Annotated in this window: 18 protein-coding genes and 1 tRNA gene; 14 read left to right on the top strand and 5 right to left on the bottom strand. The window is 64.1% G+C overall.

Translation table 11 applies throughout. From position 1 onward, the window contains the following. Positions 1–37 precede the first annotated feature (37 nt). The 6 genes from FCS99_RS04095 to FCS99_RS04120 all read left to right on the top strand — a co-directional run bounded on the left by FCS99_RS04095 (position 38) and on the right by FCS99_RS04120 (position 8,376). Positions 38–1,342, top strand: a complete 1,305-nt coding sequence (locus FCS99_RS04095) for an RsmB/NOP family class I SAM-dependent RNA methyltransferase (RefSeq protein WP_138510803.1) — start codon at positions 38–40, stop codon at positions 1,340–1,342. 60 nt (positions 1,343–1,402) lie between these two features. Further along, the gene (gene rpe, locus FCS99_RS04100; protein ID WP_138510804.1) at positions 1,403–2,062 is read left to right on the top strand and encodes a ribulose-phosphate 3-epimerase; all 660 of its coding nucleotides are present in this window, start codon (positions 1,403–1,405) and stop codon (positions 2,060–2,062) included. Positions 2,063–2,067: 5 nt separating this feature from the next. Continuing rightward, the gene (locus tag FCS99_RS04105; protein ID WP_138510805.1) at positions 2,068–3,834 is read left to right on the top strand and encodes a heparinase II/III family protein; all 1,767 of its coding nucleotides are present in this window, start codon (positions 2,068–2,070) and stop codon (positions 3,832–3,834) included. After that, complete coding sequence (locus tag FCS99_RS04110; protein WP_138510806.1) at positions 3,831–5,738, top strand: nucleoside-diphosphate sugar epimerase/dehydratase; 1,908 nt, start codon at positions 3,831–3,833, stop codon at positions 5,736–5,738. The genes FCS99_RS04105 and FCS99_RS04110 overlap by 4 nt, the downstream gene beginning before the upstream one ends. A 55-nt stretch (positions 5,739–5,793) precedes the next feature. Further along, the gene (gene purH, locus FCS99_RS04115) at positions 5,794–7,389 is read left to right on the top strand and encodes a bifunctional phosphoribosylaminoimidazolecarboxamide formyltransferase/IMP cyclohydrolase (protein ID WP_138510807.1); all 1,596 of its coding nucleotides are present in this window, start codon (positions 5,794–5,796) and stop codon (positions 7,387–7,389) included. Between the two features lie 102 nt (positions 7,390–7,491). After that, positions 7,492–8,376 carry a dienelactone hydrolase family protein gene (locus tag FCS99_RS04120; protein ID WP_171036233.1) on the top strand — a complete coding sequence of 295 codons (885 nt, stop codon included), beginning with the start codon at positions 7,492–7,494 and terminating at the stop codon, positions 8,374–8,376. On the opposite strand, the gene FCS99_RS04125 is transcribed toward FCS99_RS04120, so the two are convergent. From FCS99_RS04125 to FCS99_RS04140, 4 genes are all read right to left on the bottom strand, one after another. Next, a complete protein-coding gene (locus FCS99_RS04125; RefSeq protein ID WP_138510809.1) occupies positions 8,367–13,292 on the bottom strand; it encodes an NAD-glutamate dehydrogenase in 4,926 nt (1,641 codons plus the stop codon). The two genes, FCS99_RS04120 and FCS99_RS04125, sit on opposite strands and share 10 nt — an antisense overlap. Positions 13,293–13,691: 399 nt before the next feature. Next, positions 13,692–14,231, bottom strand: coding sequence for an isochorismatase family protein (locus tag FCS99_RS04130; RefSeq protein WP_138510810.1), 540 nt, complete (start codon positions 14,229–14,231; stop codon positions 13,692–13,694). Next, on the bottom strand, positions 14,228–14,836 hold the full coding sequence (locus FCS99_RS04135) for a GNAT family N-acetyltransferase (protein ID WP_171036234.1): 609 nt from the start codon (positions 14,834–14,836) through the stop codon (positions 14,228–14,230). The genes FCS99_RS04130 and FCS99_RS04135 overlap by 4 nt, the downstream gene beginning before the upstream one ends. Continuing rightward, positions 14,833–15,378 carry a hypothetical protein gene (locus FCS99_RS04140; RefSeq protein WP_138510812.1) on the bottom strand — a complete coding sequence of 182 codons (546 nt, stop codon included), beginning with the start codon at positions 15,376–15,378 and terminating at the stop codon, positions 14,833–14,835. The genes FCS99_RS04135 and FCS99_RS04140 overlap by 4 nt, the downstream gene beginning before the upstream one ends. Here FCS99_RS04140 and FCS99_RS04145 point away from each other — a divergent pair. The 3 genes from FCS99_RS04145 (at position 15,343) to FCS99_RS04155 (ending at position 18,172) form a co-directional block, all read left to right on the top strand. Further along, on the top strand, positions 15,343–16,536 hold the full coding sequence (locus tag FCS99_RS04145) for a LysR family transcriptional regulator (protein WP_138510813.1): 1,194 nt from the start codon (positions 15,343–15,345) through the stop codon (positions 16,534–16,536). The genes FCS99_RS04140 and FCS99_RS04145 overlap by 36 nt on opposite strands. A 7-nt stretch (positions 16,537–16,543) precedes the next feature. After that, a complete protein-coding gene (locus tag FCS99_RS04150; RefSeq protein ID WP_138510814.1) occupies positions 16,544–16,930 on the top strand; it encodes a helix-turn-helix domain-containing protein in 387 nt (128 codons plus the stop codon). Positions 16,931–17,107: 177 nt separating this feature from the next. Further along, entirely contained in the window at positions 17,108–18,172 is a 1,065-nt protein-coding gene (locus tag FCS99_RS04155; protein WP_138510815.1) for a hypothetical protein, read from the top strand. A gap of 57 nt (positions 18,173–18,229) precedes the next feature. Here FCS99_RS04155 and FCS99_RS04160 read toward each other — a convergent pair. After that, positions 18,230–18,304: transfer RNA gene (locus FCS99_RS04160), tRNA-Gly, on the bottom strand. Between the two features lie 123 nt (positions 18,305–18,427). Between FCS99_RS04160 and FCS99_RS04165 the strand changes: the two genes are divergently transcribed. The 5 genes from FCS99_RS04165 (at position 18,428) to FCS99_RS04185 (ending at position 21,430) form a co-directional block, all read left to right on the top strand. After that, complete coding sequence (locus tag FCS99_RS04165; RefSeq protein ID WP_138510816.1) at positions 18,428–18,949, top strand: prolyl-tRNA synthetase associated domain-containing protein; 522 nt, start codon at positions 18,428–18,430, stop codon at positions 18,947–18,949. 61 nt (positions 18,950–19,010) lie between these two features. Then, entirely contained in the window at positions 19,011–19,925 is a 915-nt protein-coding gene (gene trxA / locus FCS99_RS04170; protein ID WP_138510817.1) for a thioredoxin, read from the top strand. A gap of 11 nt (positions 19,926–19,936) precedes the next feature. Then, complete coding sequence (locus FCS99_RS04175; RefSeq protein WP_138510818.1) at positions 19,937–20,134, top strand: Trm112 family protein; 198 nt, start codon at positions 19,937–19,939, stop codon at positions 20,132–20,134. Between the two features lies 1 nt (position 20,135). After that, entirely contained in the window at positions 20,136–20,438 is a 303-nt protein-coding gene (locus tag FCS99_RS04180; RefSeq protein ID WP_138510819.1) for a gamma-butyrobetaine hydroxylase-like domain-containing protein, read from the top strand. Beyond that, positions 20,435–21,430 carry a Gfo/Idh/MocA family protein gene (locus FCS99_RS04185; protein WP_233352652.1) on the top strand — a complete coding sequence of 332 codons (996 nt, stop codon included), beginning with the start codon at positions 20,435–20,437 and terminating at the stop codon, positions 21,428–21,430. The genes FCS99_RS04180 and FCS99_RS04185 overlap by 4 nt, the downstream gene beginning before the upstream one ends. Positions 21,431–21,435 lie beyond the last annotated feature (5 nt).

Raw genomic sequence — 21,435 nt, forward strand, 5'->3', positions numbered from 1 at the left:
ATCGACGGGACCGGGCCCGCGTGCTAGCTCCGCGCCGATGACTGACGGACTTGCCTCGCGGCGCTCGGCCGCCCACGCCTACATGGCCATCATGTCCCAGCGCAAAACGCTGGAATCGGCCCTGGAACACACACGCGGCTATCGCGAGATGGAGGCGCGCGACCGGGCCTTTGCGCGCGCCATCCTGGCCACGACCTTCCGCCGCCATGGCCAGACCCTGGCCGTCCTGTCCAAGCTTCTCGCCAAACCGCTGGAAGAGACGCCGGAACCGGCCGTGGCCCTGCTCGTCACCGGCGCGACCCAGCTCCTGTGGATGGACGGTGCCCCGCATGCCGTGGTCTCCACCACGGTCGCCCTCGCCGCGGAGAACAAGGCGGCGTTCGGCCTGAAAGGCCTGATCAATGCCGTCCTGCGCAAGGTCGACAAGGAAGGCCGCGACCTCGCAGCCCGCACGGCCCCGCGCGACAATCTCCCCGACTGGATGGCCCGCGCCTGGCGCAAGGCCTACGGTCCCGGCGCCCTGGCCCGCATGACCAATGTCCTGATGGACCCGCCACCGCTCGACATCACGGTGAAAGACCCGGCCGAACGCGAAAAATGGGCCGAAGCGCTCCATGCGGACATCCTGCCGACCGGCACGCTGCGCCGCCGGGAAATCGGCGATGTCACTCAATTGCCGGGCTATCGCGACGGCACCTGGTGGGTGCAGGACGCAGCCGCCGCCATTCCCGCGACCCTGCTGGGCGTGAAAGAGCGCGACCACGTGCTGGACATGTGCGCCGCGCCGGGCGGCAAGACGCTGCAGCTCTCCGCCCTGGGCGCCCGCGTCACCGCGATCGACAGTTCTGCCGGACGGCTGAAACAATTGCGCGACAATCTCGGCCGCACGCACTTGCGCGCCAATGTCGTCGCCGAGGATGGCCGCCGCTACAAGCCGAAAGGCCCCGCCGACGCCATCCTGCTGGATGCGCCCTGCACGGCGACCGGTACGCTGCGCCGCCACCCCGAGGCGGCCCAGATCAAGAAACCCGGCCAGGTCGCCAAAATGGTGAAACTCCAGCTGGAGCTGGCCAATGCCGCCGTGCGCTTCCTGCGCCCGGGCGGCACGCTGGTCCTGTGCACCTGTTCGCTACAGCCGGAAGAGGGCGAGGGGCTCGCCGCCGAACTCCTCAAGCGCCAGAGCGAACTCGTCGTGCGCCCGATCCAGGACGGGGAAGTGCCCGGTCTTGAAGACGCCATCACGCCGGAGGGCTGGCTGCGCCTCACCCCGGCCCTGTGGGCGGAAAAGGGCGGACTGGACGGTTTCTTCATCGCCCGCTTCGAAAAGCGCATTTCGGCTTAAAATCACCGGGAAACGTGCGCATCGCTTGCGCGCGTGAGGCCCCGCTGTTATCGGATCGACATGTCCAAATCCGTGATTATTTCGCCGTCCATCCTCTCGGCTGACTTCGCCAAGCTCGGCGAGGAAATCCGCGCGATCGACGAAGCCGGCGCCGACTGGATCCATGTCGACGTCATGGACGGGCATTACGTGCCCAATATCACCATCGGTCCGGCCGTGGTGAAAGCCCTGCGTCCGCACTCGAAGAAGACCTTCGACGTGCATCTGATGATCGAACCGGTCGACCCTTATCTGGACGCTTTCGCGGAGGCCGGATCGGACATCATCACGGCCCATCCGGAAGCCGGGCCGCATTTCCACCGCACGGTCCAGAAAATCCGCTCCCTGGGCGTGAAGGCCGGCGCGGCCCTCAACCCGTCCACCGACCCCGCGATCATCGACTATGTCCTGGACGAGCTGGATCTGGTCCTGGTGATGAGCGTCAATCCGGGTTTTGGCGGGCAGAGCTTCATCGACAGCCAGCTGCGCAAGATCGAGCAGATCCGCTCGATGATTGATGCGCGCGGCCTGAAGACGATGATCGAGGTGGATGGCGGCGTGAACCCGGAGACCGCCAAATCCTGCCGCGATGCCGGCGCGGATGCGCTGGTGGCCGGATCCGCGGTCTTCCGCGGCGGGCCGGACGCCTATCGCGACAACATTCACGCCCTGCGCGGCTGATCGTCATGGCTCGCGCGGTGCGTCTGTCCGACTATGCCGGCGCCGCCATGATGGGTTTGCGCCGGGAAGCCTCCGCCACACTGAATGCGGTCGGACTTCCCATGGGCTTCCAGGGGCTGGGCGGCTTGCCCGACGCGCTGGATATCCTGCCCGACGATCTCTATGCCGCCGACCCTGACCGGGGCGAGGCCATCGCCGTGGGCCGGTTCGCCCTGGCTGGTGATGTCCATGTCGTCGAGACCGCCCGCGATATCTGGCACGAACCCGCACCGACCCGCGCCTTCGCCCGACGTCTGCACGGTTTCGGCTGGCTGCGCGATTGCCTGGCCAATCCTGAAGACGGCAGCGATGCCCAGGCCCGCGAGCTGGTGGACAGCTGGATCGAGGCCTTCGGTCGCTGGAACGGTTTCGCCTGGTCCCATGGTGTGCTCTCGGCCCGAATCCTGAACTGGCTGCGTTGTGGCGAGGTCCTGTTCAACACGGATGATACGGACCGCAAGGCGCGCCGCCTGCGCTTTCGCACCCTGCTGCGCCAGGCGCGCTATCTTCAGCGCTCCCTGCCCATTGCCCATGACGGCGCCATCCGCCTGCGCTGCGCCACCGCCCTGGCCCTGACCGGACTCTGCCTGCCGCGCCAGGCGGCCCTTCAAAAAGCGGGCCTGCAGGCCCTTTCGCGGGAAGTCGCCCGCCAGATCCTGCCCGATGGCGGCCATGTTTCCCGTTCGCCGCGCGCCTGCGCGGAAACCCTGATCGATCTGGTCACCCTGCGCGATGCCGCCGAGCGCGCCGGTGTCGCCTTGCCGGCCGACATCGACCGCGCCATGGACCGGCTCGCCCCGATGGCCCGCTTCTTCCGCATGTCCGATGGTGGCCTGGCCAGTTTCCATGGCGGCGGGGAATGCGACCACACCGCCCTGGCGCATGCGCTCGACCGCGATGACGTCCAGGCCAAACCCTTCGGTTTCGCACCCCATTCCGGCTATCACCGCGCCGAGGCCGGCGGCGCGACGATCCTTCTGGATGTCGGCAAGCCGGCGCCCGGCGCTCTGGGCACGAGCGCCCATGCCAGCGCCCTGGCCTTCGAACTCTGCACCTCCGCGGGGCGGCTGGTGGTCAATTGCGGCTGGCATGACGACCAGCCGGCCTCCTGGCGCGAGGCGGTGCGGGCCACCGCCGCCCATTCCACCCTGACCTTGGATGAAACCTCCTCTGCCCTGCTCTTCACCCAGGGCTGGAAGCGCGACCTGCTGGGTCCGCGCCTGGTATTTCCCCCCGGCACCGTCACCGCCCGCCGCAATGAAGAAGAGCTGGGCGTCTGGCTGGAGGGCATCCATGAGGGCTATCGCAGCCGCTATGGCCTGTCGCATCGCCGCCGCGTCTTCCTGGCCAGTGATGGCGGGGATTTGCGGGGCGAGGATGCGTTGTTCCGGCCGGTCTCGGACGGCCCGCCCGATGATGTCGATGTGCGCTGGCCCTTCGCCATCCGCTTCCACCTCCACCCCGATGTCCGCGCCTCCCTGTCACGGGACTCCATGAGTGCCCTTCTGGTCCAGCCCGATGGGGATGGCTGGCGCTTCCGCACCGATGGCGGACCGATCCGTCTGGAACGTTCCGTTTATTTGGCAGCCGGAGCACCTCCACAACGGGCCACACAAATAGTAATACAGGGGGATGCCGAACCCTTCGGGGCCGGGGATCGTCCCCCGAACCGGGTTCGCTGGGCATTTCAGCGCTTGGGCCGTATCGGCGGCGCGGGGGGAGACACGGAATGACACGGCCGACGCCGGAGACCCGTCAGACCGCGACGCATCGCAACCAGTTGTCCATGGTCGGGGTCGCCCTGTTCGACCTGTGTGCCGGGGCCTTTTCCATGTGGGCCGCCGTCCTTTTGCGCTACCGGTTCGAACCCATAGATCCGCCGGACCAGATCGTGCTGCAATCCGTGGCGGTCTTCGCCCTGTCCTGCGCCCTGGTCTTCCCGCTGGAAGGCCTGCACCGCGGCCTGTGGCGCTATGCGGCGCTGAATGATGCGGCCCGGATTGTCCGTGCGGTCATCATCGCCAATCTGGTCTTCCTGCCCATTCTCTTCCTGATCAACCGTCTGGAAGGCTTCCCGCGGACCGCCATCCTGATCGACATTCCGATCCTGATCGGCCTTTTGCTCGCCCCGCGCTTCGTGTTCGGCGGATTGCGCACCCAGGGCATACGCGCCCTGCTGCAGGTGGAAGACCGGTCCAAGCCCGCCGCCATCCTGGTCGGGTCGGCCGCCGATCTGGACGAAGCCCTGCGCGATCTGGACCGCCGCAATGGCGCCGCCCCCTTTCGGGCAAAAGGCCTGATCGAACCGAATTCCGAACTGACCGGCCACGCCATTCGCGGGATTCCCGTTCTGGGCGGACTGGGCGCCATTGAGGCCGGGCTGCGCCGTCTGGCCCAGGATGAAGCCAATCCGCCCCGCCTCGTCCTCGCCGGGGATTCTGCGGATGTGGAACTGGTCAACCAGCTGATCCGGATTGCCGCGCGCACCGGGGCCAAACTGTCCCGCGCCCGGCCGGCGGAAGGGCCGGGAGCCTTTTCCCCGGTGGAAGCCGCCGACCTGCTCAACCGGCCACCGCGCCCGCCGAACCTGGAACAGGCCCGGCCATTGATCGAGGGCAAGCGCATCCTGATCACCGGGGCGGGGGGCACGATCGGCTCCCAGCTCGCGAGGCTCGCTGCCACGCTCAATCCGGGCAAGCTGATCTTCTTCGATGCCTCCGAGGCCAATCTCTATGAGATCGACCTGGAGTTTTCCCGCCGGCCCCAGCGCATCGCCTGGCGCGCGATCCTGGGGGATATCCGCGATACCGACCGTCTCGACGCGGTCTTCGCGGAGGAAAAGCCGGATGTGGTTCTGCACGCTGCGGCGCTGAAACACGTGCCGATGAGCGAGCTCAATCCCGGCGAGGCCGTCCGCACCAATGTCATCGGCACGGTCAACACGATCGAGACCGCCAAGCGCCATGGCACCCGCGTCGTCGCCCTGATCTCCACCGACAAGGCGGTCGAGCCGAACAATGTGATGGGCGCCACCAAACGCGCCGCCGAACTCTATGCCCGCAACGCCGCCGGCGATGGCAGCGAGACCCGTATCTGTGTGGTGCGCTTCGGCAATGTGCTCGGCTCCACCGGCTCGGTCGTGCCCCTGTTCGAGCGCCAGATCGAAGCAGGCGACCCGGTCACCATCACCGACCCGGAAGCCACGCGCTATTTCATGACCGTGGAGGAAGCCTCCGGCCTGGTCCTGGATGCCGCCGCCAAGACCGCATTCGACCCGGCCCTCAATGGCGCGCTCTACGTGCTCGACATGGGCAAGCCGGTCTCCATCCTGCGCCTGGCCCGCCAGCTTCTGCGCCTGCGTGGCCGGGATCCGGACATGCCCGGCGCGATCTCGATCGTCGGCCTGCGCCCGGGCGAGAAACGTCATGAGAGCCTCGTCTATGATTTCGAGCGGCGCGAGGAGACCGGGATCGACGGTGTCTGGTGTGTTACGGGCCCCGCCCTGGACCAGGAACAGGTCCGGCAGGCGCTCGATTGTGTTCTGAAAACAACCCATTCCGGCCAGCGCGACGCGGCCGCACCGGCGCTGGAAGCGCTGTGTGCCCTGCGCCCGCGCGAGCGCGCCACATTGACTTGATCACCCGGCGTGGTAACTCGCCGCGCATCCGGGTGGATTGAACGGAGCCCCAACCATGTCCGACCTCGCACTCGCGCCCGTCCGTCGCGCGCTGATTTCTGTTTCCGACAAGACCGGTCTGGTTGAGCGCGGACGCCAATTGGCCGATGCCGGGGTCGAGATCCTCTCCACCGGCGGCACGCTGCGCGCCCTGAAGGATGCCGGCATCCCGGCCAAGGACGTCTCCGAAGTCACCGAATTCCCGGAAATGATGGATGGCCGCCTCAAGACGCTGCATCCGCGCGTCCATGGCGGCCTGCTCGGCCGTCGGGACAATTCCGAGGACCGCGCCTCCATGTCGGAGCATGGCATTCCCAACATCGACCTGCTCTACGTCAATCTCTACCCGTTCGAAGAGACCGTCGCGAAGGGCGGCGAATACGCCGACTGCGTCGAGAATGTCGATATTGGCGGACCGGCCATGATCCGGGCCGCGGCCAAGAACCACGCCTGGGTCAATGTCTGCACCGATGGCGCGGATGTTGATGCCGTGATCGCTGCCATGGGCGAGCATGACGGCGCCACACCCTACAGCCTGCGCCAATCCCTGGCAGCCAAGTCCTACGCGCGTACCGCCGCCTATGATGCGGCCATCTCCAACTGGTTCGCCGACCAGCTGGGCGAGGGTGCTCCGGCCTGGCGCGCCTTTGGCGGCCAGCTCTCCGAAGCCCTGCGCTATGGCGAGAACCCGCACCAGAAGGCCGCCTTCTACACCACGCCGGAAGGCCGCAAGGGCATTGCCACCGCCCGCCAGGTCCAGGGCAAGTCGCTGTCCTACAACAATCTCGCCGATGCCGACGCCGCCTTCGAACTGGCCGGCGAATTCGCGGCGGACGACAAGGCCGCCGTGGTCATCGTCAAGCACGCCAATCCGTGCGGCGTTGCGGTGCATGACAGCCTGGCCGCTGCCTATGAGAAGGCCTTCGCCGCCGACCCGATTTCCGCCTTTGGCGGCATTGTCGCCATGAACAAGACGCTGGATGCCGACACGGCTGGCGAACTGGTGAAGATCTTCACCGAAGTGGTCGTCGCCCCGGATGCCGATGAGGACGCGCTCGCCGTCCTGTCCGGCAAGTCCAATCTCCGCGTCCTGCTGACCGGCGGCATGCCCGATCCGAACCAGGCCGGCTGGCTGACCAAGACGGTCGCCGGCGGTCTCCTGGTCCAGGAGCGCGACACGGCCATGATCGGTCTGGACGAGTTGAAGACCGTCACCGAACGCGCCCCGACCGAAGCCGAACTGGCCGACCTCATCTTCGCCTGGAAAGTGGTCAAGCACGTCAAGTCGAACGCCATCGTCTATGCCCGCAACGGCTCCACCGCCGGGATCGGCATGGGCCAGACCAGCCGTCTGGAAGCCGCCCGCCTTGCCGTCCGCAAGGCCGAAGCCACGGCGGCAGAGAACCAGTGGGATGCACCGCGCACCGAAGGCTCTGTCTGTGCCTCCGACGCCTTCTTCCCCTTCGCCGACGGTCTCAACGCCGCCGTCGAAGCTGGCGCCACGGCCGTGATCCAGCCGGGCGGGTCGATCCGCGACGAAGAGGTTATCGAGGCCGCCAACAAGGCCGGCATCGCCATGGTCTTCACCGGCATGCGCCACTTCCGGCACTAGGCCAGGGCTTCCTCCCGCTTACATTAAAATGCGCGATGTTTGCGCGGGATGTGAATGCATCTTGCGTTGACGCTGCGCGGCTCGTGTCGCCATGGTCACGCCATGACACTTGTCCGCCGGATCCTCATGCCTGTCTCCCTCGTCGCGCTGATCGCGGTATCGGGCTTGGGCGCCTGCGCGATCGGCAATGCGACCGGTCTCTCCGTGCCCCAGCGCAGCCTCGCCGAGCAGCGTGCCCTGTTGGACGGGCACATCGATATCCGCCGGCCCGGAAACGCAGCCGGACCGGTGCCCGCCTTGGTCATGCTGCATGGCTGCGGCGGCTTGCGGCAGGTCCAGGAGGCCTATTCCGACAGGGTATTGGAGGCCGGCTATGCCGTCGTGATCGTGGACTCGAACGGCGCGCGCGGGATTGGCCGTTTCGGAGCGATGAGCCGGGTTTGTACCGCGCAGACCCTGTGGGGGCAGGACCGGGCCGCCGATATCGCCGCCGTACTCGCCGAGCTGCAGGACACGCCCGGCATTGATGGCGACCGGCTCGCCCTTATCGGCTGGAGCCATGGCGGCTGGTCCCTCATGGAGGCGCTGGCCTTCTCCGGCAGCGGCGATCAGCCCCGCGGGCTCAGGGGTCACACCTTATCCCTCACCCCCCGGGTGCGGCTCGCCATCGCGATGTATCCCTATTGCGGCTTTCCGATGCGGACGTCCGGTGCGGATATCGATCCGGACATTCCGCTGCGGGCGATCCTGGCGGAACAGGATGTCATCGCGCCTCACGGGGCCTGTGAGCGCCGCTTCGAACGCGCCGCGGCCGCCGGTGTCGATCTGGACTACAGCGTCTGGGACGGCCAGAGCCATGCCTTCGACGAACCCAATCCGCCGCCGGATCCGCGCATCCGCTACGACGCCGAAGCGGCGCAACGGGCGCGGGAGCAAGTCATTGACTGGCTTGACCAAAGCTTCGGCACCCAGCCCGGTCAGGGCTGAGCAACGGCGGCCATTTCGCTGAGCTGGGTCGCGGCGATGGAGAGTTTCGACAGGGTCCAGGCACCGGAATCGTCCAGCTGGCGCTGCACCGAGTCGACCCGGCCGGCCTCTTCCTCATTGACCGTATTCCAGGCCTCGATCAGGGCATCCGCCCACTCCCGCGACGGGCTCTCGATACCCGCGGACAGCGAGCCGCCAGCCTGTTGCGCAAACCGCATCGCCGAAGCCGTCACCGTCTGCTGGCTGGCATAGAGGTCTTCCATCAACCGCCGCACCGCCAACCGGTCCCAGTGCAGGTCCGACGACACTTCCTGACCCATCCCCCGCAACCGATCAAACCGGAACCGCGCTCCACTGGCGTGATAAATGTAGGCGGTGGACGCCAGTGGCCAGGCATGTTCGCTCGCCATATCAATGACATCGGTAGAGGAGGTCAGCGGACGAAGCTCCGCCACGGCCTGCGCCAGATCCTCCGGCGCACCCGCATTGATGAAGGTCTTCTTGCGCTTGCGGACGCCGGCCCGCTCATGCTCGGAAATGATCTCGTGCACCATGGAGCGCAATTCCTGAACGCCCGCCTGATAGGTGTTCACCACATCACCGATCGATCCGTCACTGGCCGTCGAGGCATTGCGGCCCCGGCGGACCAGCCAATAAGTCTGGCGGCGCAGCAGGCGGATGATCTCCTCGTGCAGACGGATCTGCACCTGGGCCGGCGCCTTGTTGTCCAGCGTATTGATCGCCTGGGTGAGTTCGGAGAAGCCGAAAATCTCCCGGCCCGCTTCAAAGGCCCGGGCAATCGCCGGGACCGAGGCCGTCGTGGAGTCGATGGCCCGGTGGACGAAGGTCGGTCCGCCCAGATTGATCATTTCATTGGCCAGGACCGTGGAAATGATTTCTCGCTTCAGCCGGTGCCCTTCCATGGCCTCGCCATAGGTGTGCAGCCCCTTGGGGAAATAGTTCACCAGCATGGACTTGAAGTGCGGATCATCGGGCACATCCGAGGCCACGAGCTGGTCGAACAGCGTGATCTTCGCATAGGAATTCAGCACGGCCAGTTCCGGCCGGGTCAGGCCTTGTTCCCTGGATTTCAGGGCCCGGACGCCTTCGCTGGACGGCAGGCCTTCCACCTCGCGATCCAGCTGTCCCAGCTCTTCCAGGCGCAGCATGAAGCGTTCATGCGCGTCCAGGTCAGCCTTGGCCGAATGCTCCGCCATGGAAAGCGCCAGTGTCTGGTCGTAATTGTGCCGCAGGACATGGTGCGCCACATCATCCGTCATGGATTCCAGCAGCTTGTCCCGGTCTTCCCGGGACATGTCGCCCCCGCGCATCATCGGACGCAGCAGGATCTTGATGTTCACCTCATGGTCGGAACTGTCGACGCCGGCCGAATTGTCGATGAAGTCCGCATTGGCGCGGCCACCATGTTGGCCAAATTCGATACGCGCGGCCTGGGTGAAGCCCAGATTGGCGCCTTCCCCGATCACCTTGGCCTGAACCTCGTCAGCATTGACGCGCAGGCCATCATTAGTCTTGTCGCCGACTTCCCAATGCTGCTCCTGGGTCGCCTTCACATAGGTCCCGATTCCGCCGAACCAGAGAAGTTCGATCTCGGTTTTCAGCAAGGCATTGATCAGCTCGTTCGGGCTCACCGAGTCCTTGGTCAGACCGGTCAGCGCCTTGATCTCCTCGCTCAGCTTGATCGACTTCGCCGCCCGGGAGAAGACACCCCCGCCCTTGGACACCAGGGAGGTGTCATAGTCCTGCCAGGATGTCCGGGGCAGGTCGAACAGGCGCTTGCGCTCATTCCACATCGTCTCCGGATCACCCGGATCCGGATCGATGAAGATGTCGCGATGGTCAAAGGCGGCGACGAGGCGGATCTGTTTGGACAGGAGCATGCCATTGCCGAACACATCGCCGGACATGTCGCCGACGCCGATCACGGTGAAGGGTTCGGTCTGGATGTCCTTGCCCATTTCCCGGAAGTGCCGCTTCACGGATTCCCAGGCGCCGCGGGCCGTGATGCCCATCTTCTTGTGGTCGTAGCCGGCCGAACCGCCCGAGGCAAAAGCATCGCCGAGCCAGAAATCGAACTCGTCCTCGGCCAGGCCATTCGCCGTGTCCGAGAAGGTCGCCGTCCCCTTGTCGGCCGCCACGACGAGATAAGGGTCATCATCATCCCAGCGCTCGGTCAGGGCCGGCGGAACAACCGCGTCGTCGACAATATTGTCGGTCAGGTCGAGCAGGCCGCGGATGAAGGTCTTGTAGGCTTCGCGCCCGGCTTCAAACACTTCATCGCGGGAGCCGTTCCGGGGCAGGGATTTGGGATAGAAACCACCCTTGGAGCCGACCGGTACAATGACCGCATTCTTGACCTGCTGGGCCTTCACCAGGCCCAGGACTTCCGTCCGGAAATCATCGCGCCGGTCCGACCAGCGCAGGCCGCCGCGTGCCACCGGGCCGAAGCGGATGTGCACGCCTTCCACATCCGGCGCCCACACGAAAATCTCGCGATAAGGCTTGGGCAGCGGCAGCTCTTCCAGCAACTCGCTCGCGATCTTGATCGCAATGCGCGGTTTGGGATTTTCGGCTTCGTCCCGCTGATAGAAATTCGTGCGCAGCGTCGCCTGAACCAGATGGAAAATCCGGCGCAGGGCGCGGTCATGGTCCAGGCTGGCCACATCATCGAGTGCTTTGCGCAGGTTTTCGCTGGTCTCCCAGACCGCATCCGTGCGCTGTTTGCGGTCGCCGTCAAAGTCCGGGTCGAATTTGACGCGCGCCAGGTCCAGCAGGCCGCGGGCGATGTCCGGATAGGCGGCCAGCGCCTCTTCCTGGATGGCTTGCGACGGGTCCAGCCCGGTCTGCTGGCGGTACCGCGCGCAAGTCCGCAGGAAGGCCGCTTCGCGCCAAGTCACACCGATCTCGACAATCAGGCGGTTGAACCCGTCATCCTCGGCCCGGCCCTCGGCCATGGCCAAGAGCGCTTCCTCGAGATTGGCTCCCAGAACATCGAGAGACTGGCCGCGCAGCGAGTCCGCCTTCATCTCGAAATCATGCACATAGGCGCGATCGACGCCCTGACCGGACTCGCCCCGGCGGTCGACCGGGAAGCCGGTTTCCTGGACCACATAGAGGCCGAGATTTTCCAGTACGGGCATGACCCGGGACAGGGAAACCGGTTTGCCGACCCGATAGATTTTCAGGCGCAACTCGTTATTGGCGTCATCCGGTTCGCGATAGACGCGCACGGCGACCTTGTCCGACGAATCCAGGCTTTCCAGCTTGAGGACATCGGCGAGCGCCTCAGCGGGATCATACAGCTCGCGATAGCCGGCCTTGAAGGCGTCCTGATAGGCCGGCATGCGCAGGCGGATGGCTTCCGGTGCGTTCAGTCGAACATGGGTTTCAAGGTCATCTTCCCAGGTCCGGGCCAGATGGGCGACCCGCCGCTCGAGATCGGACATGTCCGGTTCCGGATGGTCGAACGGATTAAGACCGATGATGAAGTGGACGCGCGCCAGGGAGCCATCGCCGAATTGCGGATAATAAGCGGAAAGCCGGCCGCCAAACGCATCGCGGATCAGCTCGCCCGCCTGTTCGCGCACTTTAGAATTATAGCGATCCCTGGGAACAAAGAGCAGGGCCGAGACGAAGCGGTCGAACTGATCGCGGCGGATGAAGAGCTTGGTGCGCGGACGGTCCTGGAGATGCAGGACCCCCAGGCAGATTTCCAGAAGGTCATTCTCATCAGTCTGGAACAGCTCGTCGCGCGGGAAGTTCTCAACCGTGTTGCGCAGTTTCTTGGCCGAGTGCGTGCCCGGCGTCTTGCCGGCGCGCTCAAGCACCCGGCGGACCTTGCGGCGGATGAGCGGGACAGCCGAGGCGCTCTGGTCATAGGCCTCCGCGGTGAACAGGCCCACGAAGCGAGCTTCACCGATCACGGCACCGTCCTCGCGATACCGCTTCACCCCGATATAGTCCATGTAGACGCGGCGGTGGACGCGCGACTTCATGTTCGCCTTGGCGACAATCAGCGGGGTGGGTTCGCGCAGGAAGGTTTCGATGGCCGGCGTCAGGACGGCCGGTTCGGAGCCCTTGCGCAGAACATGACGATCCGGATCCCGCAGCACGCCGCGGCCGGTTTCCGGCCGGACGCGCGGATGGCGCTGGGCCATGGTGCCGTCATCACCGACTTCAAAGTCATAGATCCGGCAGCCCAGAAAGGCGAAATGGTCATCCCGCAGCCAGCGCAGGAATTCGCACGCTTCGGCCAGTTCTTCCGGCGAAGCATGGGTCCGGGCCTGCTCCAGATGCGCGATTGCGTCGTCCATCTGGGCCCGCATGTCGGTCCAGTCTTCCACCGCAACACGGACATCATCCAGCGTGGCGGTGACACCATCGATCAGGGTCTTGCGGGACAGCTCATCCAGGGGCGGGAGATGCACCTGGATCATGGATTCAGCGAGACAGCGCCCGCCGTCCTCGACCCGTTCACCGTCCGTGCCGCGGCGGACCTGCACGATCGGATGGAACATGGCCAGGATGTCATAGCCCTGCGCCCCGATCTCGCCCATCACCGAATCCACGATGAAGGGCCGGTCGCGGCCAATGATCTCAAGGATATCACGTCCGACAGGCGTGCCATCAACACGCGTGGCCGGGCGCATTCGGATCAGGATGTCATCGCCGGGACGTTTGGCGCCGAAATCCCAGAAGTCCACACACAGCCCCGCCAGGTCCACCGGACTGACCAGTTCCAGGTCTTCAGCCAGAGCATCGTCATGGATCTGGGCAAAAAAGGAATTGCCCGTCTCTCCGCACTCTCGGCCGAATAAATCCTGCCAGCGCTGCCGCGCCGCCTCCATGAATTCCGCTCGAGAATACGCGTGCGCGACTCCGACGACAGCCCCCATGTGGCGCTCCCTGTGGTGTTGTCTTTAGTTACGGCGAGCCTAGACCTGTTTTTGCTTCACGCAAGCCGTGTACGCCGTTGAAAACGCAAACGAGCCATTCTTTTTGGCAGGGCATTACCGGGCGTCGCGGTTTTTGGGGAAATGGTGGCACCGCCGGGCAGGGACAGGGGGAGCCCGACGGTGCCTGTCAGACCTCAAAGGCAGGCTGGGGGGACGCTCTCATGAGGCCTGGTCTTTAAAGGGTGACTGAATTACGGGGCCATCCGGGGGGAGGCGGGAAGGCCGTTTGTCACCCACGCCTCATATGTAGAAACGCGCAGGCCGATTCCAAGGCCTGCGCGTGGAGAATTTCGCGAATTTAATCTTCGGTGCCGGAGGGGGCCGGAACGGGCCGACCGGTCAGGCGCCGACGGTTTCGCCGAGCCAGGTCCGGCTGACCGTCTTCCAATCAACGGCCGGCAGGATGCGGGCCATCAGATCGAAGGCCATGGCCCGGGTTTCCGGCACATTGCGCGGCTCTACAGCCAGGCTGCCGACGGCTTCGGGAACAATGCTCAGCTCCTGGCCACGCGTCTGCGCGTCGAACACCGTCGCGAGCATGGCGAAGGGTGCCGAGAAACCGGTCAACAGGCAGGGTCCCGTCGCGCGTGCGAGGACCTGATGGAAATAGGGATCGGAAAAGGCCGACAAACCGGGGCGAACAAACACAGCTTCACGGGTGGACGGCCGCAATGCCTTGATCGGGCTCCGCGCCGCGCCCGGCGCGTCCGGTGCCTGCTGGCTATGGCAGACCGTCCAGCCATGACTGCGCGCATGCTGGAGAAGGGTGGATATCCGCTCGATCACGGCCTTGTTGTCCGGATCAATGGCGCCGTCTGGGGGTTGGACCTGATCCATCTGGCAATCCAGAAGGATCAGACAGGGGGCGGCAGAGTTCATGCAGCTTCCTCGGCCTCTTTCTTCGTCTGCTTTTCGGGGTTTTGCAGTCTTTCCAGCGACCGGTCAAACGGCCCCGGCTCATCCCAGGCCCCGTCAGGGCGGATCAAGACCATCGGATCGGTTTCCGGCGTGATCGCATTGGACGGCGGAACGAGCTTCCGCTCGATTTCGACATATTCATAGTCGGAGAAGAAGAAATGCGGCCGGTCCTTGCGGATCTGGAAGCCGTGGGTCCGCCAGTATTTCACACGGTTCAGCTGGGCATGGCCGATGACTTTTTCATAGCCGCGGCGTGCCGAATAACGCAGGGCTTCCTGCATCAGAAGACGCATCACGCCATCGCGGCGATAGGGTTTGAGCACCGCGGCGCGCTCCACCTTGGCAAAACCGGCGAAGAAGCGCAGGCGCAGAACACCGACCGGTTCGGCCCCTTTCCAGGCAATAAGATGGGACGCGGCAACCAGATCATTGCCATCATACTCCTCGCCATAGGGCGCTTCCTGCTCCCCCAGATAGATCACGCCTCGCAGGGTCATCGCCATGACGACCTGGTCCAGCGTGCGCGCGACTGTCACTTTCAGACTATCGGCCATCACGGATTTCATGAGGCAGGCTCCCATTCGCCCAGGATTGTTCGCTTCAGAAGCATGGCGCCGAGCTTGTCCGGGAAGCCAGTGCTGCCATAGAGGGGGTTAACGCCGTCAGGATAGGCGCAGATCTCGAAGTTCAGACGCCGCATCAGGGCTTGCCCTTCCGTCGTCCGCGCCCGGGCATAGACCCGGACATTGGAATAAAAGCCCCGCCAGCCCACAAGCAGAGCCCGCAAGGCCGCAGCCTGTGCGTGCGGATTCCGGCCGGCCAGCCCCCAGGACAGGAGCGCGGCGGCCTCTTCCTCCAGCCCGCACACCCAGTCCCGGCGCGCATTCGCAAAACCGAATTCACCCGCGAACAAGGCGTCCACGCCTTTCTGGCTTAGGGGAATGGAGGCAACAAAACCGTCAGGGGTGCCATTCCAAACGCGCATGTGGAGAGATCGCTGCGTCCAGGCTTGGACGCGGGCGATATCCTCGACCCCGGCGATTTCACCGTCGATGAGCTCATCGGCCAGCGCGTGGAATTCCTCGATACGGTCAAGCGTGACAGGCACAAAGTCCAACGACCCGAAAGCCTGATCCAGTCTTTCGAGCGGAAATTGAAAGCCGGTCCGCACGTCTTTAAGCTGCGCTTCGTGAGTCGCCATGAGTGGCCCTTGGTCGAAAATATTCTTAATGCTTCGTTAACACCGCGCGGGCCACGCGCCTTTAGCAAAGTTGGAATAGTGGATAGTCCAGAAACAGGTAGCGATCTGCGGCGGCATGTTTTCGATTGGGATGATCTGCAGATCTTCCATGCCGTGGCGACGACCGGATCCATGAGCGCGGCCGCAGCGGCCCTCGGCTGCCAGCAATCCACCGTGTCGAAGCGCATGCGGCAGCTGGAAAGCCGCCTGGGAAGCCAGTTGATCGAACGCCGGGCCGCCGGCGTGGTCCTGACCCCGGCTGGCGAAAACGCGCTCGACTATGTGATCACCATGCAGCGCTCCGCCCAGCAGCTGGAAAACCGGGTCTCCGGGCAGGATCGGGCGATGGAAGGCCAGGTCGTACTGCGGACACCGGACGGGCTGTCGACCTACTGGCTGGCCCGACACATGCCGGAATTCATGCGTATCCACCCGTCCATCGACCTCAAACTGGTCAATGACCAGTCGCCGGCCATCGGCGACCATGCCGCGCATCTTTCGATTACATTCCTTCCGGAAAAGGGCATGGATGTCCGGGCGGACGAGCTTGGCACACTGCACTATGTCCCGGTCGCCTCACGCGACTTCATCAACACCTACGGCGCGCCGCAATCGCTGTCGGACGTCATGAACCTCAGGTTTCTGACCCTCGAACAGTATGACAAGTCGCTCAATACGTGGGGAATTCAGGCCGCTGAGACCAATTCACTTATTAAATATTCCTTCCGCACAGACATTAGTTCGGTGCTATTTGAAACCATACGTTATGGCGGCGGCATCGCCATGGCACCGACTTATCTGGCGTCCCTGTATCCGGATGAATTGGTTGTTCTCGATTATGAGTTCCACCAGAGCATGCGGTTTTGGTTGAAATACCAGCCGGGCAGCCACGAGATCGGTCGGGTGAAATGTGTAGGCGACTGGATTACTGAACTATTCGACCGTAAGAAAAACCCATGGTTCCGTGACGAATTCTGTCATCCAAGAGAATTCAGCGGCATTACGGTCATTGAACCACAACAATGAGGATGAGATGAGCGCTAGGGGTCCAACGAGTATCGATCAGCATGTCGGCGCACGCCTTCGTTTGCGGCGCAGCCTGCTTGAAATGAGCCAGTCCGAGCTGGGAGAGAAACTGGGCGTCACCTTCCAGCAAGTCCAGAAATATGAGCGCGGCACCAACCGTATCGGTGCCAGCCGTCTGTTCCATGTCGCCAAAGTCATGGAAGTTCCGGTATCCTACTTCTTCGAAGGTCTCGAAGACGATGGCTCTTCGGAACTCAAGGGGACGGATTCCGATACGCTGTACGATTTCATCGCGTCGCCCGACGGTCTCGCATTGGCCTCGGCCTTTTCCGCGATCAAGGACCAGACGGTCCGGCGTCGCGTGATCGACCTGCTTCGGTCCCTCGCTGACTGATCCAACGCCCGGCAGCTCGCCGGGCGTTTTCATTTCTGCCTGCAGGTAGACCCGCATCAGAGGCCCGCCATCCAACTGGCAGGGCCGTTTCGTCATGTCTGAACCGCGCAGCGCGATTGCACTGGCGACAGCATCGCGCAAAAGTCGGCGCTTCCGACAGAAACACCGCCGCTTGTCATGACCAAACCCGAACTCATCCTGCACATTGGCCATTCCAAGTGTGGCAGCACCACGATTCAGCGCACCTTACTGGCCAATCAGGACCTGCTGCGCGATCAGAAGATCTTCCTGTTCGGACGGAATTTGGCCTGCTCCCGGGACGATCACGTGAAAGGCATGCCGAACGCCTTGCTGGACAATGCCGACCATTGGGACAATGCGGCAGACCAGGTCATCGCGGCAGCCGGCTGTGCAAACACGGGCGACCGCTTCATTCTGTCGGCTGAAATCCTGGGACAACCGCGCATGGCCGGCTTTGCCCGCCGGCTGCTGGACACTTTCGGGATCCGCATCATCCACTATATCCGGCCCCAGACGGACTGGTGCTATTCGGCCTGGAAGCAATGGCAGGTCAAACGGGGCCTGGGCTTGCAGGAATGGGTCGACCGCTGCACCAGGGGCCCGCTGCCGACCTTCTGGGACGCGTATGAGGGCTATCGTGATGCCGGATTCGACACGGACCGGTATGACATGCGCATCCTGCATCGCGACTTCCTGTCAGGCGGCGATCTTGTGACGGATTTCTGTCGCATGACGGAGATTGAAGCAGACGGCTTCAAACACCCGGCCGGGCAATCCAATCCGAATGTCGACCACGCCTTGCTGGAAGTCTTCCGGGCGTCGGACTACCTGTTTCGGGACTCCCGGGACAACCGGGCCTTTGAATGGGTCCTGCGCAATTTGCCGGAGGATGTGGTGCGCCGCCGCGGCGGGCTGACCGACGCCCAACAAAAACAGATCATGGACGCCCACCAGGCCTCCAATGAGGCCATTTGCGATCAATTTTTCAGCGACCGCGCCGATGCCTTCTGGGCGCTGTTCAGCGCCAAGACCGCTGGCAACACGCCGGACGGGTCACCGGAACAGGCCCGGATCCGGCAGTTGGAAGGCGAATTGGAGGATTTGCGCCGGGTCGTCGGCTATCTCTTCGCAGCGCAGATTTCCAAGGATGACAGCCTGCCCGACCCCGCCATGATGGAAGAAGCCGTCAAGCAATGGCGCGAAACGCAGGGCATCGACTGACGCAAGTCACGAGCCGTTCACTCAAGTGTTTCGATCCGGATTTTCCAGAAGGGAAAATGGAGCGGGCGATGAGATTCGAACTCACGACATTCACCTTGGCAAGGTGACGCTCTACCCCTGAGCTACGCCCGCTCACGATTTGCAGGGCAACATGGCCCCGCCGGGGAGCGGGGTATATCGCGCAAACGCCGGATAATTGCAAGCACCTGATTCCGTCCTCTTGCATATGATGCAGCTGCGCGCTTCAACACGGGCATGCCCGCCGATCGTCACGACCTCTTCACCTATCTCGACCGACTGGAAATTCCACATTCCACCGTCGATCATCCGCCTGTTTTCACTGTCGCAGAAGGTGAAGGGATCAAGGCGGAAATGCCGGGCGGGCACACCAAAAACCTGTTCCTCATGGACAAAAAGGGCACGATCATCCTGATCTCCGCCCTCGGCGAAACCCGGATCCGGATCAATCGCCTGCACCATGCTCTGGGCTGCGGCCGCCTCTCCTTCGGCAAGGAAGACCTCCTGTACGAGCTGCTTGGCGTGCGACCCGGTTCCGTCAGCGCCTTCGCCCTCATGAATGACACCGGGAAGCGTGTCCGCTTCGTCCTCGACAAGGCCCTGACCGACCATGATCCGGTGAACTTCCATCCCCTCAGCAATGATGCGACCACGGCCGTCAGCTGTGACGACCTGATCCGCTTTGCCGAAGCGACCGGCCATCCGGTGGAAATTTTCGACTTCAACACCCTGTTGGACGACGCCAGCGCGGCGCAGTGACGCCTTGCATCCCGGGCCCGGGACGTCCAACTAGGGGCTAGACAATGCAAGGAAGACCCCGATGACCCTTTTTACTGGCACCGATGGCGACGCCGCCGGCTCCGATCTCGTCAAGGATTCCTCCGACCAGTCCTTCGTGGCGGATGTCGTGGAACCTTCGCGCGAAGTTCCGGTCATCGTCGATTTCTGGGCCCCTTGGTGCGGCCCGTGCCGGCAACTCGGCCCGGTTATCGAGAAAAGCGTTCTTGAGGCCGGCGGCGAGGTGAAGCTGGTCAAGATCAATATCGACGAGAATCCCGGCATCGCCCAGCAATTGCGCGTGCAGTCCATTCCCGCCGTGTTCGCCTTCAAGGATGGCCAGCCGGTGGACGGGTTCATGGGCGCCCTGCCGGAAAGCCAGATCAAGGATTTCATCCAGCGCATCACGGGAAAGGGTCCCAGCGAGGCCGAGCTGAAAGCCATGGTCGATCGGGGCATGACCGCCCTGGACAATGGTGATGTGGGCGGCGCCTCTCAGGATTTTGCCGGCGTGCTGCAGGTCGACCCGGGCCATCCCGCCGCCCTGGCCGGACTGGCCCGTGTCTGGCTGAAGAATGGCGATACGGACAAGGCCCGCGAAATCCTGTCCCATGTGCCCGAAGACAAGGCCGATGACCCGGCCGTGGTTGGCGCTCAAACCGCGCTGGACCTGGCCTCCGGCCAACCGGGCGATGATGCGGAAACCGCTGCTCTGCGCGGCAAGGTCGAGGCCAATCCGTCCGACCTTCAGGCCCGTTACGACCTCGCCGAGGCGCTGGTCGCCAGTGGCGACCACCAGGGCGCGGTTGATCAATTGATCGCCATCACCGCTCTGGATCGGGAATGGAATGACCAGGCCGCCCGCACCCTGCTGCTGAAAGTCTTCGAAGCGGCCGGCCCGATGAGTGACGTGTCCAAGGACGGCCGCCGCCGTCTTTCCTCCATCCTGTTTTCCTGAGGACTGATGAGATGAGCGATCCGCAAACCCAGCGCGTAGTCGATCCGAAACTCCTGGAAATCCTGGTCTGCCCGGTCACGCGCGGTCCGCTGACCTATGATCGCGAGGCGCAGGAACTGATCTCCGAGGGTGCCGGCCTGGCCTATCCGATCCGGGACGGTATCCCGATCATGCTGCCGGACGAGGCCCGGTCGCTGGAGGCGAGCTGACATGACCCGCGCCTGGCCTTCCGAACTGGTCTTCTCGGCCGGCAAGCGGACACTCGACATCCGCTTCGATGATGGCCGAGACATGTCCATACCCTTTCAGACCCTGCGCGTGGAAAGCCCCAGCGCCGAGGTCCAGGGTCACAATCCCGGCGAAAAGAAAATCGTCACCGGCAAGGAAAACGTTCTGGTGACCGCGGCAGAACCGGTGGGGCGCTATGCCGTTCGCCTGGTCTTCGATGACGGTCATGACAGCGGCATCTTCACCTGGGACTATCTCTACGCCCTGGGAGACAGCGCCGCGTGAGCGCAAGGACCCGGCCCATTCGCTGGGGCATGATCGGCTGTGGTGATGTGACCGAACGAAAAAGCGGACCGGCCTACCGTCTGGCCGACGGGTCCGAGCTCGCCGGTGTCTTCACCCGACGCCCGGCGCAGGCTGAGGATTACGCCCGACGCCATGGCGTACCACGCATCTTCCAGACCGCAGACGCCCTGATCCACGATCCCGACATCGACGCGGTCTACATTGCGACACCGCCGTCCAGCCATGCCAGCTACGCCCTAACGACCGCGGCCGCCGGCAAGCCCTGCTGTGTCGAGAAGCCCATGGCACTCAGCGAAGCTGAAGCCAATCAGATGAAATCGGCGTTCGACGCAGCGGGACAGCCCCTCTTCGTCGCCTATTACCGTCGCTGCCTTCCCCGGTTCGAAACCATCCGTCACTGGCTTGAGGCTGGGCGTATCGGGAATGTCCGTCAGATTCACTGGGCGCTGACCCGACCGGTCGATCCCCTCAACATCCGGGAAAACCGCCCCTGGCGTGTCACGCCAGGGGAAGCGCCCGGCGGATATTTCGATGATCTGGCCGGTCATGGTCTGGACTTGTTCGATCACTGGCTCGGCCCCATCCGCTCCGTCGAGGGCCGCACCGCCAATCTGGCTGGCCAGCATCCGGTACCCGACACATTTTCCGCCTGCTGGCAGCATGAAAACGGCGTGACCGGAACCGGCTTCTGGAATTTTGCCGGCTTTGACCGGACCGACCGGCTGGACATCATGGGTGACAAGGGCCGCATCACCACGGCCGTGTTCGAGGACGAACCGGTCCGGCTGGAAACCGCCAACGGTGTGGAGAGCCACGACATCGCCCACCCGGATCCGGTGCAATTGCCGCATGTCGAGGCCATGATCCGGCACTTGAAGGGCGGTGCCCCGCACCCGTCCCTGGCGGCAAGCGCCCTACGGACCGCCCGGGTCTGCGACCGGATACTCGCGGGAGACAGGGCCGGAAAATAGATTTA

It is taken from the genome of Maricaulis alexandrii (genome assembly GCF_005871165.1).
GTDB classification, from domain to species: Bacteria; Pseudomonadota; Alphaproteobacteria; order Caulobacterales; family Maricaulaceae; genus Maricaulis; species Maricaulis alexandrii.